Raw genomic sequence first — 13,300 nt, 5'->3', positions numbered from 1 at the left:
GCGATCGGCCATCACAGCGTCTCCAGCGTTTCGCGGGTCATTACGGACGGGTTGGCGCCCGTATTCGGCTCGCCTTCGCGATCGATCAGGAGCATGTGCACTTCCTCTTCGGCGAAGGGGCGATGCTCGGTTCCGCGCGGCACCACGATCATCTCGCCGGCTTTCAGGCGGCGCACACCATCGCGAAACTCGATGCCCAATTCACCCTTCACGACGATGAAGAGTTCGTCGGTTTCGCCATGGCTATGCCAGGTGAAGTCGCCCTGCGCCTTGGCGACACGAATCTCGTTGCCGTTGTAATTAGCAAGAATGCGCGGATTCCAGTGGTCAGAAAAGCTTCCCAGCTTCTCACCCAGGCTGATGACTTCGGGCGCCACCATCATGCCTCACCCTTGGGCTTGCGCGGCGCGCGCGGCTTGGCCGGCGCCTTGGTCGCGGCCGGTTTCACCGGATCCTTGGCCGCCGCCTTCTTCGCGGGCGAACGCTTCGCGGCGATGGTATTCGCGGGCTCACCAGCGCCTGTATCCGAGGGTTTTTCGGTGGTCTTGGGCGTCGGCGGCGGTGCCTTGGCTTCCGTCTTCGCCGCATCCGCCTTCTTGATCTCGTCGGCCTTTAGCGGCGTCGGCGCACCCTTGGCCTCGGGCAGCTTCGCCTTTTCGTCGCCGGGCAGCACATATTGCGCGCCTTCCCAGGGACTCATGAAATCGAAGCTGCGGAAATCCTGGGCGAGCTGGACAGGCTCATAGACAACGCGCTTCGCCTCTTCCGAATAGCGCAGCTCGACATAGCCGGTCAGCGGAAAGTCCTTGCGCTGCGGATGGCCGCGGAACCCGTAATCGGTCAGGATGCGGCGCAGATCGGCATTGCCGGTGAAAAGCACGCCGTACATGTCGTACACCTCGCGCTCCAGCCAGCCGGCGACGGGCCACAGGCCGGTCACGCTCGGCACCGGTTTGTCCTCGTCGGTCGAGACATGGACGCGGATGCGGTGGTTCCTGGTCAGGCTGAGCAGGCAATAGACGACTTCGAACCGCTCCTCACGGTCGGGCCAGTCGACGCCGGCGATCTCCATCAGCTGCTGGTAACCGCAATCGTCGCGCAGCGCGGTCATCGCCTGGACCAGCGAGTCCCGGCCGACGATCAGCTTGATTTCGCCGACGGCCTCGATCGCGTCGACCAATGCCGGGCCAAGTGCGGCGCGTATGGCGTCGATCACGCCATCATTGCTGGCGTATGCAGGTGCGGGACTGGCCATATCAGCGCTCGATCGTGCCGATGCGGCGGATCTTCCGCTGGAGCTGCATCACGCCATAGAGCAACGCCTCGGCGGTCGGCGGACAACCGGGGACATAGATGTCCACCGGCACGATCCGGTCGCAGCCGCGCACGACGCTGTAGCTATAGTGATAATAGCCGCCGCCATTGGCGCAGCTGCCCATCGAGATGACGTATTTGGGCTCCGACATCTGGTCGTAGACCCGGCGCAGCGCCGGCGCCATCTTGTTGCAGAGCGTGCCGGCGACGATCATCACGTCCGACTGGCGCGGGGATGCGCGCGGCGCGGCGCCGAAGCGCTCCATGTCGTAACGCGGCATGTTCACATGGATCATCTCGACCGCGCAGCAGGCAAGGCCGAAGGTCATCCACCAGAGCGAGCCGGTGCGCGCCCATTGGAACAGTTCCTCGGTCGAAGTGACCAGGAACCCCTTGTCCGAAAGCTCGCCGTTCAGCCCTTCGAAAAAGGACTGATCGGGCAAAGTGCCCGGCATCGGCGCGCCATGCGGCACACCGGGGATCGATGGGCTGAGTTCTACTCCCATTCGAGCGCTCCCTTCTTCCAGGCATAGACAAGGCCGAGCGCGAGCTCCGCGAGGAAGATCATCATCGCTGTCCAGCCCGCCCAGCCGATCTCGCCCAGCGACACCGCCCAGGGATAGAGGAACGCGGCCTCGAGATCGAAGATGATGAAGAGGATCGCGACCAGATAGAAGCGGACGTCGAATTGCGCGCGGCTGTCCTCGAAGGCCGGGAAGCCGCATTCATATTCGGTGAGCTTCTCAGGAGTCGGCTGATGCGCGCCCGTCAGCCGCGAAACGGCCATGGGCGCGAAGACGAACACGCTGGACAGCGCCAATGCCACGCCCAGGAAGAGCAGGATCGGCAGATATTGTGACAGATCGACCAAGAGACTCTCGTACGGCCAGATTTATGGCGGGGCTTTAGGACTGCTGCACCCGCGAAGCAAGGCCGTGAACCAGTGAGAATGATTCGCAATTAGCCGGATTTCAGCCACTTTCCAGTCCGTCGCGTTGACAGCGGCGGAGGTTGCGAACACCTTTCCGGCGGGACGCAGGCGGCATAGGGGGCATCGACATGAAGAACCGCAAATGGCTGGGTGCCGGCATCGCACTGGCGCTTGCCACGCTCGCGACACCGGCCGCAGCCGAACAGGTCGTCGCCGACCATCAGAAGCTGGTCGCGCTGCTTCAGGCCAAGGGTTACAAGGCCGAACTGATCAAGGGAACGGATGCGGACTATGTGCGCACCGCCGATTCCGGGGTGCCGGTCACCATCTTCTTCTTCAACTGCGCCAAGGGGAAGACGGGCTGCACCACCATCCAATTCTATACCGGCTTCACCGACGTCAAGGCGACGCTCGAACGCATCAACGACTGGAACAAGAGCCAGCGTTGGGCGCGCGCCTATGTCGACAAGGATGGCGATCCGGTGATGGAGATGGATGTCGACATGGATTTCGGCGGGCTGAGCAAGGAGCTCTTCTACGACAATCTCGGCACCTTCATCGCGCTCATCCCGCGTTTCCGCGATCATCTGAAGAAATAGCGGCGGGGCGCGGCGAAGGAACCAGTCCGCCTTACCTTCAACTCGCCAGCTTGCGCATGAAACCCGGTGACGGCGGCGCCGCACCGAGCGGCTGCCCCACACATGCGCGATTCCGCCCGCCATTCTTGGCGGCATAGAGCGCACGATCCGCGATATCGAACAGTTGATGGACATCCAGCCCACTGCCCCGCCCCGCCGCCGCGACGCCGAGGCTGGCAGTCACGCTACGCCGCAAACATGAACCCGGCTGATCGCCAAGCGCCTCGATATCCTCTCGCAGTCGCTCGCAGACCATCCAGGCACGCGGCAAATCGGCGTTGGGCAGCAGGATCGCGAATTCCTCCCCACCATAGCGTGAGGCGACGCCGGACATTCCGGCAGCGTGACGCGCGATCGTTTCGGCCACTGCGCGCAGACAGAGATCGCCCTCGCGGTGACCGAAGCTGTCATTATAGGATTTGAAGTGATCGACATCGATCAGCACCAGCGCGAACGGCCGGGGATCGGTCAACGACAAGGCGAGCGCCGCTTCGATCGCCTCGATCAGATGACGGCGATTGTGCAGGCCGGTGAGCGCGTCGGTCAGGCTCAGCCGCCGCAATTGTTCGTTGGCGAGTTCGAGCGCGGAGACAAGCTGCTGCTTCTGCGCCGAGATGCGCATGACCTGAACGATCAACCCGCTCAGTCGCCAGCCGATGAAACCGGAGAATGTGCAGACGACGAGCGAGGCGATACCGAGATAGACACCCTCCGGCTCACGGCTGGAGAAGAAACCCAGCGCGATCAGCACGAAAAGCGGCACGTGAAAGGCGATATGCCCCGACCACCAGGCGACATGCCCCAATATCACCATCACCGCGCCGAGCGCGACGACGCAGAACACCAGATTCTGCCCGCTGCTGCCGACGCTGATCAGCCAATAGCCGCCAATGCCCCAGAGCAGGCCCGACAGGAAGATCGCGGCGACGGCGACGCGCGCCCAGCCGATCATCGTCAGCTCGCGCGGCCATTGCCGCCGAAACGCGATCGAAGTGACGCCGCGCAACGCCATCACGGCGCCGACCGCGCCCGCCCAGAGCAGCAGCATCGATGGAGATACGGTGCGCCAATAGGTGGCGACGATCAATGCCACGGCCGCAAAGCCGAGGATCGCGGCGGGAACCACGGTCACGTAGAGCATGCGCACTCGCGATTCGAGCAATAGCCGCTCGGAATCCCGCTCCATCGGTTTCCTCCCGCCACCTGGCGTTCACCGAAGCCATGATGCCGACAAAGTCCTAACCAGTGATTAGGTGGCCATATCAGCGAGCGGCAGGGTCGACCGGCAGCTCGAGAAAGGATGGATTGCGCGCGTTGCGGTAGATGGTCTGGGTCGCGGCGCGATAATCGGCCGGCTTAGCGTTCATGATATTGGGCACGAAGCTCTGCGGATTGCGATCATAGAGTGGGAACCAGCTCGACTGGATCTGCACCATCAGGCGATGGCCGCGTCCGAACCGGTGGTTGACCTGCGGCAGGCGGAGTTCGTAGCCCAGCGGCCGGTTCGCCGAGATCGGACGAGGCACGCTGAAGCTTTCCCGATAACGGCCGCGAAGGATGTCGCCCGCGATCATGAACTGATAGCCGCCAAGCCGGTCGTCATCGGGATTGTCGTCGGGAAAGACGTCGATCACCTTCACCACCCAGTCCGCGTCAGTGCCGCTGGTCGCCGCCTGGAGCCGCGCGACGATCGTGCCGCGCACGGTGAGCGGTTCCTCGAGCGGCGGGCTCATATAGGTCAGCACGTCGGGACGACCGTCGACGAAACGCTGATCCATCGTCAACCAGGACCGCCACCCCGCCAAGCCGTCGGCGTCGCCGACGATGCGGCGGATCGGCCGTGGCTGATAGGGCACGGGCTTGGCGGGATCGGAGACGTAGGAATCCGCGCCCTTTTCAGCCGACGGTGCCGTCCAGACCAGCCCGTTGCCGGCGCCGAGATACAGCCTGCGCGTCTCCAGCGCGCGCGGCGGCCAGGCGTCGAAGCGGCGCCAGCGATTGCTGCCGGTCTCGAACACCGTTGCCGCGGCAAGGCCATGCGCCGGACCGTCCTTCAGATAGTGCGCGAGGAACGGCGCCAGTACGTCTTCGCGCCAGCGCTTCGCAGTATCCTCGCTCCAGCGCATCGCGCCGATATTCTCGCCATTCGCCCAGCTCTGGCCGTGATACCAGGGGCCAGCCGAGAAGAAATTGCGATCATTGGCGGTGTCGCCCTTTTCCATCACCGCATAGGTGGCCGGCGGGCCGTAAATATCCTCCTGATCGAACCAGCCATGGACGTTGAGCGTCGGCACGCTGTCCGTTTTGGCGGCGGCGAGCAAAGGCGGCATCGCCTTGGCCTGCCAATAGGCGTCATAGGCGGGATGTTCGAGCGCCAGCTTCCAGAATGCCTGGCGCTTGTCGAAGTAGCGGGCGTCGATATCGCCCGCGCTGCCGGCCTTCAGGAACCAGGAATAAAGATCGTGATGGTTGAACGCCATGGCCAGCTGCGCATCGGCGCGCGTGCCCATGCGATAGAGATATTCGACGGCGAAGCTGAGGCGGAAGGCGCCGTTGTGGAAATAATCGTCGCCCATCCACAGATCGCCGACCGCGTTGACGGGCACCGCCGCCTTGAGCGCGGGGTGCGGGCCGAGCAGTGCGTTGAGCACCAGCCAGCCGGGATTGGACGTGCCATAAATGCCGACCCGGCCATTATTGCCCGCCACATTGCGGACGAGCCAGTCGATGCTGTCCCACGCATCGGTCGATTCATCGGTGGGCGTGTCGTTCAATGGTCCGCGCGGCGGCCGGTTGTGCGAATACTCGCCCTCGGATTTATAGCGTCCGCGAATGTCCTGGAACACCCAGATATAGCCGGGCAGCTCGGCGAAGCGCGGCCCCAGCACGGCGTTCAGATCGGGATGCGCCTTGGCCCCCATCGTCGCCGACGCCTCATAGGGCGTGCGCTGCAGCAGGATCGGCAGATCGCCCTTCGCATTCTTCGGAGTCAGGATGATCGTGTAAAGCTTCACCCCGTCGCGCATCGGGATCATCATTTCGCGAAGAGTGAAATCGTCGTCGGCATTGGGCTCGCGCAACGGCGCCGCCGCAGTCTGCAGCAGCAGGATGGCGAGCAACAGCGCGGCCAGCAAGGCCGTCACGATGCGATTGGGTCGGGTGGATGCCGGTGCGTATACTGTCATGATGGTGACAGCGATCATGCCGTTCCGCGCACGAAACGCAAGGTACCGGCGCGCAGAACCGATCGAGGCCGGCTCAGCCGGATCGCCCCATCCGACGAATATAGATCTCCGCCAGGAACAGGTTCGGCATCCAGCACAAGAAAGAAATCGCCCGATACCCGTCGACAAAGTCCAAATTCGTCAGCGGGACCAGCGGCATGTAGATCCGGAGCGTCACCGCCGCGAAGGTCAGTGCGAAGGAACGGATCATCCAGAGGCGATGTTCGGCAAAGCGGCGTTGCCGGGCAGCGCGCCAGCCAAGGCTGTTCACCAGCGCCCACAGGACAGCCAGGCTGCCAAAGCCCATGGTCGCGATCGGGCCGGCGGTCGAACCAAAGGCAAGAACGAAGCCGGCGATCGCGCCGAGCAGGCAGCTGATCACATAGATGCGGCCGATCCAGCGATGGACGATCGGCGCCGCGGACCGCACGCGCGGCAAAAGCTGAGCCGGCGCGAGCAACAAGGCCGTGGCCGCGCCGGCGACATGGAGCGTCAGCCATGGCCTGGCGAAGAGATTGGCGAGAATGTCGGGCGCCAATGGCCCCATTGCCGGCAGGTATCGATAGGAAAAGAGCGCAACGCCCATGCTCAGCAACGTTGCCAGGGCCCAGAGCCCCGTCATGGTTCGACGACGATCGACGATGTGGATCATTGCCTCTTCATATTCCGCAAGAGGTCGGCACGCGGCGGCGGCTCAGCGACCGGCGGGCGTCAGCCGGCGCAACAGGCGTCGCAGCATGACGATCAGCGCGATCGCCGCCAGAAGCAGGCATATCGCGACGACCACCGCCGCGATCGGGTTTGCGAGCACGAGCAGCAGCAGCCCGCCGGTGGCGACATCCTCGCTGCTCGATACTGCGATATTGCTGAAGGGTTCGGGACTCATGTTGACGACGGCGCGGGTGCCCATCTTCGCGCCGTGACTGAGAAGCGCCGCGCTGCCGCCGAGCAGCAGGCTCGCGACCTGCCATGTGGGATCCTGGGCATCGACGATCGCCATTGCGAGCAACGCACCGCCCACCGGGCGGACGAACGTATGGACGGCGTCCCAGATCGAATCGAGCCACGCCAGCTTGTCGGCGAAGAATTCGGCGACCAGGCCGACGCCGGATATGCCGAGCACCCAGGGATTGGCGAGCACGTCGAGGCCGGCCAAATGGTTCGGCAGGTCGATCCAGCCGGTGCGCATCGCGAGGCCGGTGGCGAAGGTGCACAGATAAATACGCCATCCGGACAGCAGGCTTATGCTGGCCGCGAGGCCGATCAGTTCAACCCCACCCATATCGCCGACCTTTCAGCCCCTCTCGACGCGTGGCCGGGCCAACGGCCCGAAACCGCGCGCCGATATGTCGGTTCAGGCTGCCCGGCCCTTCACCATCCGGTAGATCCAGAGGAGCAGGATCGCGCCCGCGGTCGCGATCAGGATGTTCACGATATTGCCGTTGCCGCCCAGTCCGAGCTTGCTGCCGATAAATCCGCCGATCAGGCCGCCGGCGATACCGATCAGGATGGTGACGAAGATGCCGCCCGGATCCTTGCCCGGCATGATCCATTTCGCCAGCGCGCCGGCGATCAAACCGACGACGATCCAGCCCAGAAAGCCATAATCCATCTCGCATCTCCCCTTTTGTTTCGGGGAGAGGCTATTCCTCGACAGCCCCGACCGCAAGCCGGGAAACGTCGCGCCCGAAGTCGGGCGGAAATGCGGCGGCAATCGCTGTCAGGATCGGCTCAGCGCGGCGCCTTCATCCCGCCGGCGAGCAGTTTGTGGAGGCGCGAATGGAGCACATCGTTCCCGGCCAGCAATTCGCCGCGCTCCAGTGCACGGTCGGCACCGCGGAAATCGGTGACGAAACCGCCGGCTTCGCGGACGAGCAGGATGCCCGCCGCAATGTCCCAGGGCTTGAGCCCGCTTTCCCAGAAGCCGTCATAGCGCCCGGCCGCAACCCAGGCGAGATCGAGCGAGGCCGAACCGAGCCGGCGAATGCCCGCCACTTCGGGGGCGATCGCGTCATGGATCGCACGCCATTCGGCATGGTCGCCATGCCCTTTGAACGGCGTGCCGGTCGCGATCAGCGCTTCGTCGAGATGGCGACGCGACGAGACGCGCAGCCGCTGGTCCTGAAGCCAGGCGCCCCTGCCCTTTTCCGCCCAGAAGCTCTCGTCGGTCAGCGGCTGATAGACGAGTGCGCTGATGATCTCGCCGCGACCGCCGCCCGGCCTCGGTTCCTCGACGGCAATCGAAATGGCGAAGTGCGGGATGCCATGGAGGAAGTTGGTGGTGCCGTCGAGCGGATCGATGATCCAGCGCGGCTTGGTCGGATCACCCGCAATCTCGCCACCCTCTTCGAGCAGGAACCCCCAGTCCGGGCGTGCCTTCAGCAACTCGTCATACAAAGTGCGCTCGGCGCGCTGGTCGGCCATCGAAACGAAATCGGCCGGCCCCTTTTTCGAGACCTGGAGATGCTGCACCTCGTTGAAGTCGCGGCGGAGCCGCGGCGCGGCCTTGCGGGCGGCGCGCTCCATGACGGTGAGGATGCCGGAATGGGAAACCAAGACAAATCTCCAGCTTCCCCGCGCGCGGGGAAGGACAGGGTTGGTGCGCAGGCGCCGCCGCATGATGCGGCTTCACCCGGCTTGAACGCAATAGCCGATGGATCGCGCCGACGGATCGGCCTCCACGCGCCCTTCCCCGGGAAGGAAGGGCTTATTCGCTCACTCGGCCCGCTTCACATAGGCCTGTTCATAGACGTCGACGATGATGCGCGTGCCCGATGCGATGTGCGGCGGGACCATGATGCGCACGCCATTGTCGAGGATCGCGGGCTTGTAGCTCGACGAGGCAGTCTGCCCCTTCACCACCGCGTCGGCCTCGACGATCGTCGCTTCGATCTGATCGGGAAGCTGAACCGAGATCGGCTTCTCGTCGTAAAGCTCCATCACCACGTCCATGCCGTCCTGCAGAAAGGCCGCGGCATCGCCCAGCAGGTCGCGGGGCAAGGTGATCTGGTCGTAAGTGTCCTTGTCCATGAAGGTCAGCGTATCGCCGTCCGCGAACAGGAACTGGAAATCCGTGGTATCCAGCCGCACCTTCTCGACCGTTTCAGCCGAGCGGAAGCGAACATTGTTCTTGCGGCCGTCGATGAGATTCTTCATCTCGACCTGCATATAGGCGCCGCCCTTGCCCGGCTGGGTGTGCTGGATTTTCACCGCGCGCCAGATGCCACCTTCATATTCGATGATGTTGCCGGGACGGATGTCCACGCCGCTGATCTTCATGGGGTTCTCACGATTCAAAGAAAAATGCTCGCGCGCTCTATAGCCCGCAGCGCCCGGAGGCAAGACCGAGGGCTTGCCAGCATGGGCCGGGCTCGGATAGTTGCTGTCAATGTCCGACGCAAAAACCATCGTCGCCGAGCTTGACGCTCTCTACACCGCCTCGGTCGATCGCCTGCGCACCGCGCTCGAGCGCTTCATCCGCACCGGCGAACCGCCCGAGTCCGCCGATCGCACCAATGGCGCCTTTGCCTATCCCGAAATCCGGCTGCGCTATCGCGGACAAGGCGACGCACCGGTGCCGCCCCGCTCGTTCGGCCGGCTGGTCACCCCCGGCGACTATGCGATCAGCGTCACCAAGCCCGCGCTGTTCGCCGATTATCTGGTCGAGCAGCTGAGCCTGCTGATCGAGGATTACGACGTCGAGGTCTCGGCCGCCCCGGGACGGCAGGAAATCCCCTTTCCCTATGTGCTCGAGGCCGGGCATGACCTGATGCTCGACGATGTCAGCGCGACCGAGCTGTCACGCTGGTTCCCCGCGACCGAGCTCGCATTCATCGGCGACGAGATCGCCGACGGCACCTATCGCGACCTGCCCGACGCGGCGCGCCCGCTTGCGCTGTTCGACGGGCTGCGCACCGATTTCTCGCTCGCCCGGCTGCGCCATTACACCGGCACGCCGCCCGAGCATGTCCAGCGTTACATCCTGTTCACCAACTATCACCGCTATATCGACGAGTTCGTCCGCTGGGCCTGCGGCCAGCTCGGTGAAGGCAGCCGGTTCACCGCGCTTTCGGGCGCGGGCGGCGTGATGGTGACGCCCGAGACCGCCGATCCCGAACGCGTGGTGGCCGACAGCGCATGGCGCCGGCACCAGATGCCCGCCTATCACCTGATCGCGCCCGACCGTTCGGGCATCAGCGTCGTCAATATCGGCGTCGGCCCATCCAACGCGAAGACGATCACCGACCATCTCGCGGTCGTCCGGCCCGAGGCATGGCTGATGATCGGCCATTGCGGCGGACTGCGTCCCAGCCAGCGCATCGGCGACTATGTGCTCGCCCATGCTTATCTGCGCGACGACCATGTGCTCGACGACGTGCTACCGCCCGAGATTCCGGTGCCCGCGATCGCCGAAGTCCAGCTCGCGCTCGCCGCCGCCGCGGAGACGGTGTCGGGCGAGAATGCCGAAACGCTCAAGCGCCGGCTGCGCACCGGCACGATCGTGACCACCGACGATCGCAACTGGGAATTGCGATATTCGGCGTCGGCGCTCCGCTTTTCCCAATCGCGCGCGGTGGGCATCGACATGGAATCGGCGACCATCGCAGCCCAGGGTTATCGTTTCCGCGTTCCCTATGGCACGCTGCTCTGCGTGTCGGACAAGCCGCTGCATGGCGAACTCAAACTGCCCGGCCAGGCCAATCGCTTCTACGAACGCGCGATCAGCGAGCATATGCGGATCGGCATCGAGGCCTGCGACCGGCTCCGCCGCGAGGGCAGCAAGCTCCACAGCCGCAAGCTGCGCGCTTTCAGCGAGCCGCCCTTCAGATAGAGACGGCTCCGGCGCGCACACCCGTTCTGGCCGGCACGGGCCTGATCACGACGCGGTTACGGCCGGCATTCTTGGCATCGTAAAGCGCCTGATCCGCACGCTGGAGGATCTGGCCGAACGCCAGGTCCTCTCGATCGAAGCCGGCCACACCGAAACTTGCCGTGAAGACCAGTTCGGGCTTGTCGTCGAAACGGATGGCTGCCACCTCGCGCCGGATACGCTCGACTGCCTCACCGGCATCCTCCGGCGCAAGATCGGTCAGCAGCAGGCAGAATTCGTCACCACCCAGCCGGCCGAAAATATCGACCTCGCGCACGGCCGCCTGGACATTGTCGGCGAACGACACCAGCGCGCGATCCCCGACGGCATGGCCGAAACGATCGTTGACCCGCTTGAAATGGTCGATGTCGCCGATCACCACGGTGAACGGTTGGTCGCGCCGCCGCGCATTGGCCATGGCCACGGTCGCGGCCTGTTCGATGCCGCGCCGGTTGAGCGCGCCGGTCAAACCGTCCCGGGTGACGAGTTGCTGGAGATTCTCCGACAGATCGCCCGCAATCAGGAAGATCGCGGCGATACCCGTTCCGACATAGACTGGCGGCAGGCCGATGCCGAGGATCATGCGATAACGTTCGATCGCCAGCCGGTCCCCCTCCGGCCCGATCAGCAGCGCCGAACCGCTCAACGCGATCTGATAAAGCGTGAAGACCCCAAGCATGACGATGAAGGCCGCCTCGGGCGCATTGGGCCGCCGATGCCTGGGCCAGATCGCGATCGCTGCGATCGGCATCATGATGATCGCGAATATGTTGGATAACGCGCCCTGAAGCGCGCGATTGGGAAGCACGGTGTAGACCAGCGCGATCGCCGCCGCGAACAACAGCCCAACGGCGATGAACCACCCCGGATGCACCGGCCTGCCGGCGCGTTGCAGCGCGCCGATCGGCACCAGCGCGCTCGATCCGAGCACCGCCACGCTTGCGATGATGACCGGAATCGGATCGTTCGGGGCGATAAGCACGCCGAGCGCGTTCACAACCCATTGCAGCGCGCCCAGACCATAAGCGAAAGCCCAGCTCGAAACATGGCGGGCACGGCCAAAATGAAGCCAGGCCAGCGTCATCGTGATGCACAGGATCGCGCTGGTGAAGAACAGCACCGACAGAATCACGATCGCCGGCGTCACGGCACGAGATCGGCCGAAAGCATGGTCCGATCGCCGCCCGCCGCGATCGACTGGCACAAGGCGGCATCGGCACGTTCAAGTGCGGACGACAGCACGATATCGTCGGTGCGAAAACCGGTGATCCCGAAACTGACGGTGAGCGAGAAAGGCCGCGCGCCGCCGATGGTCGCACCCGCAATCTCCTGACGCGCGCGTTCGACCACCTCGGTCGCGATCTGAGGCGAGGCATCGATCAGCAACAGGCAGAACTCCGCCTGGCCGGTGCGCGCCAGCAGATCCTCCTCGCGCACGCTGGCATGGATGATGTCGGCGACGATCGCGAGCGCGCCATCGATCGCGGATTGCCCCCGCGCCCTGCGCATCGCGTCGAAACCGTCGACCGCGCAGAGCACGATGGCAAGATCGCGGCGGCGGCGGCGCGCATCGGCAAAGGCATTGGTGGCCGCCTGCTCGAGCCCGCGCCGATTGAGCGTGCCGGTGAGCGGATCGCGTGTCGCGAGCGCGCGCAGCCGGTCGTTGAGATCCATCGCCAGGACGAACACCGCCGCCACGCCGACCGCCGCATAGACGGCGGGCAGCCCGATGACGAGGACGTCGCGATAGAGTTGTCCGGTCGCGAGCATGTAACGCGAGTCCATGCCGAGCGACAATATCGCCAGCGCGAACTGGAACAGCGCGAACAGGCCGAAGGCGAACACCACCGCCACTTCGGGCGGATAGGCAGGCCGGCCTCGCGGGAACAGCGCCACCGCTGCCACCACGAACATGATCCCGGCGTGGAAATTGGCGACCATGCCGCGGATCGCGAGGCTGCCGGTCACTGCGGCGAATCCCATGGCCAGGATCGAGAACATGATGATGCCGACCATGATCGGCAGCCGGAGCGGCAGCTGCGCGCGATGCCGCGCGCCGATGGCGATCAGCGCGGAATCCACGGCAATCAACGTACCGGTGATGAAGAGCGGCCAGACCTCGTCGGGGATCACGATCCGAGCATAGGCGCTGATGCTCCATTGCAGCACGGCGCCGGCCGCCGAGAGCGCCCAAAGCTGCGCATAGCGCTGCCGCCCGAAATAGAGCCAGGCGAGCGTCATCGCCACGCACATGATCGACGCGACCGACAAGAGCACGGCCAGGTTGACGAGCGGCAGATTCATGCGCGGCGACGCCGAGCGT

The 13,300-nt window shown here is 64.7% G+C and carries 15 protein-coding genes; 2 read left to right on the top strand and 13 right to left on the bottom strand.

Features of this window, described 5'->3' with window-relative positions; genetic code table 11:
• Positions 1–11: 11 nt before the first annotated feature.
• Genes AC3WN8_RS09820 through AC3WN8_RS09805 form a run of 4 tightly spaced genes read right to left on the bottom strand, consistent with a single transcriptional unit; the run spans position 12 to position 2,185 of the window.
• Entirely contained in the window at positions 12–383 is a 372-nt protein-coding gene (locus AC3WN8_RS09820; RefSeq protein WP_492669228.1) for a cupin domain-containing protein, read from the bottom strand.
• Entirely contained in the window at positions 380–1,255 is an 876-nt protein-coding gene (locus tag AC3WN8_RS09815) for an NADH-quinone oxidoreductase subunit C (protein WP_492669227.1), read from the bottom strand. The genes AC3WN8_RS09820 and AC3WN8_RS09815 overlap by 4 nt, the downstream gene beginning before the upstream one ends.
• 1 nt (position 1,256) lies before the next feature.
• Positions 1,257–1,820: a NuoB/complex I 20 kDa subunit family protein gene (locus AC3WN8_RS09810; protein ID WP_492669226.1), complete on the bottom strand. Its 564-nt coding sequence runs from the start codon at positions 1,818–1,820 to the stop codon at positions 1,257–1,259.
• Complete coding sequence (locus tag AC3WN8_RS09805; protein ID WP_492669225.1) at positions 1,811–2,185, bottom strand: NADH-quinone oxidoreductase subunit A; 375 nt, start codon at positions 2,183–2,185, stop codon at positions 1,811–1,813. The genes AC3WN8_RS09810 and AC3WN8_RS09805 overlap by 10 nt, the downstream gene beginning before the upstream one ends.
• A 188-nt stretch (positions 2,186–2,373) precedes the next feature.
• On the opposite strand from AC3WN8_RS09805, the gene AC3WN8_RS09800 reads away from it, so the two are divergent.
• Positions 2,374–2,844 carry a YbjN domain-containing protein gene (locus tag AC3WN8_RS09800; protein ID WP_492669224.1) on the top strand — a complete coding sequence of 157 codons (471 nt, stop codon included), beginning with the start codon at positions 2,374–2,376 and terminating at the stop codon, positions 2,842–2,844.
• Positions 2,845–2,881: 37 nt separating this feature from the next.
• Here the strand turns inward: AC3WN8_RS09800 and AC3WN8_RS09795 are convergent, their stop codons facing one another.
• The 7 genes from AC3WN8_RS09795 to efp all read right to left on the bottom strand — a co-directional run bounded on the left by AC3WN8_RS09795 (position 2,882) and on the right by efp (position 9,386).
• Positions 2,882–4,069, bottom strand: coding sequence for a GGDEF domain-containing protein (locus AC3WN8_RS09795; protein WP_492669223.1), 1,188 nt, complete (start codon positions 4,067–4,069; stop codon positions 2,882–2,884).
• A gap of 76 nt (positions 4,070–4,145) precedes the next feature.
• Positions 4,146–6,068 carry a CocE/NonD family hydrolase gene (locus AC3WN8_RS09790; protein ID WP_492669222.1) on the bottom strand — a complete coding sequence of 641 codons (1,923 nt, stop codon included), beginning with the start codon at positions 6,066–6,068 and terminating at the stop codon, positions 4,146–4,148.
• Between the two features lie 73 nt (positions 6,069–6,141).
• Complete coding sequence (locus AC3WN8_RS09785; RefSeq protein ID WP_492669221.1) at positions 6,142–6,759, bottom strand: DUF2306 domain-containing protein; 618 nt, start codon at positions 6,757–6,759, stop codon at positions 6,142–6,144.
• A gap of 42 nt (positions 6,760–6,801) precedes the next feature.
• On the bottom strand, positions 6,802–7,389 hold the full coding sequence (locus AC3WN8_RS09780) for a DUF4126 domain-containing protein (RefSeq protein ID WP_492669220.1): 588 nt from the start codon (positions 7,387–7,389) through the stop codon (positions 6,802–6,804).
• Positions 7,390–7,461: 72 nt separating this feature from the next.
• Positions 7,462–7,719: a GlsB/YeaQ/YmgE family stress response membrane protein gene (locus AC3WN8_RS09775; protein ID WP_492669219.1), complete on the bottom strand. Its 258-nt coding sequence runs from the start codon at positions 7,717–7,719 to the stop codon at positions 7,462–7,464.
• Positions 7,720–7,838: 119 nt separating this feature from the next.
• Positions 7,839–8,663 (bottom strand): inositol monophosphatase family protein, encoded by an 825-nt coding sequence (locus tag AC3WN8_RS09770; protein ID WP_492669218.1) that lies wholly within the window; start codon positions 8,661–8,663, stop codon positions 7,839–7,841.
• Positions 8,664–8,822: 159 nt separating this feature from the next.
• Positions 8,823–9,386, bottom strand: coding sequence for an elongation factor P (gene efp / locus AC3WN8_RS09765; RefSeq protein WP_492669217.1), 564 nt, complete (start codon positions 9,384–9,386; stop codon positions 8,823–8,825).
• Positions 9,387–9,495: 109 nt separating this feature from the next.
• On the opposite strand from efp, the gene AC3WN8_RS09760 reads away from it, so the two are divergent.
• Positions 9,496–10,938: an AMP nucleosidase gene (locus tag AC3WN8_RS09760; protein ID WP_492669216.1), complete on the top strand. Its 1,443-nt coding sequence runs from the start codon at positions 9,496–9,498 to the stop codon at positions 10,936–10,938.
• On the opposite strand, the gene AC3WN8_RS09755 is transcribed toward AC3WN8_RS09760, so the two are convergent.
• Positions 10,931–12,124, bottom strand: coding sequence for a GGDEF domain-containing protein (locus tag AC3WN8_RS09755; protein ID WP_492669215.1), 1,194 nt, complete (start codon positions 12,122–12,124; stop codon positions 10,931–10,933). The genes AC3WN8_RS09760 and AC3WN8_RS09755 overlap by 8 nt on opposite strands.
• Positions 12,121–13,281 (bottom strand): GGDEF domain-containing protein, encoded by a 1,161-nt coding sequence (locus tag AC3WN8_RS09750; RefSeq protein WP_492669214.1) that lies wholly within the window; start codon positions 13,279–13,281, stop codon positions 12,121–12,123. Before AC3WN8_RS09750 ends, AC3WN8_RS09755 begins: the two co-directional genes overlap by 4 nt.
• Between the last annotated feature and the right edge of the window lie 19 nt (positions 13,282–13,300).

The sequence above is a fragment of the Sphingobium sp. FW305-3-2-15-F-TSA7 genome (genome assembly GCF_058787155.1).
Note: the sequence above shows the minus strand (reverse complement) of the source record. Positions and strands in the feature narration are given on the sequence as shown.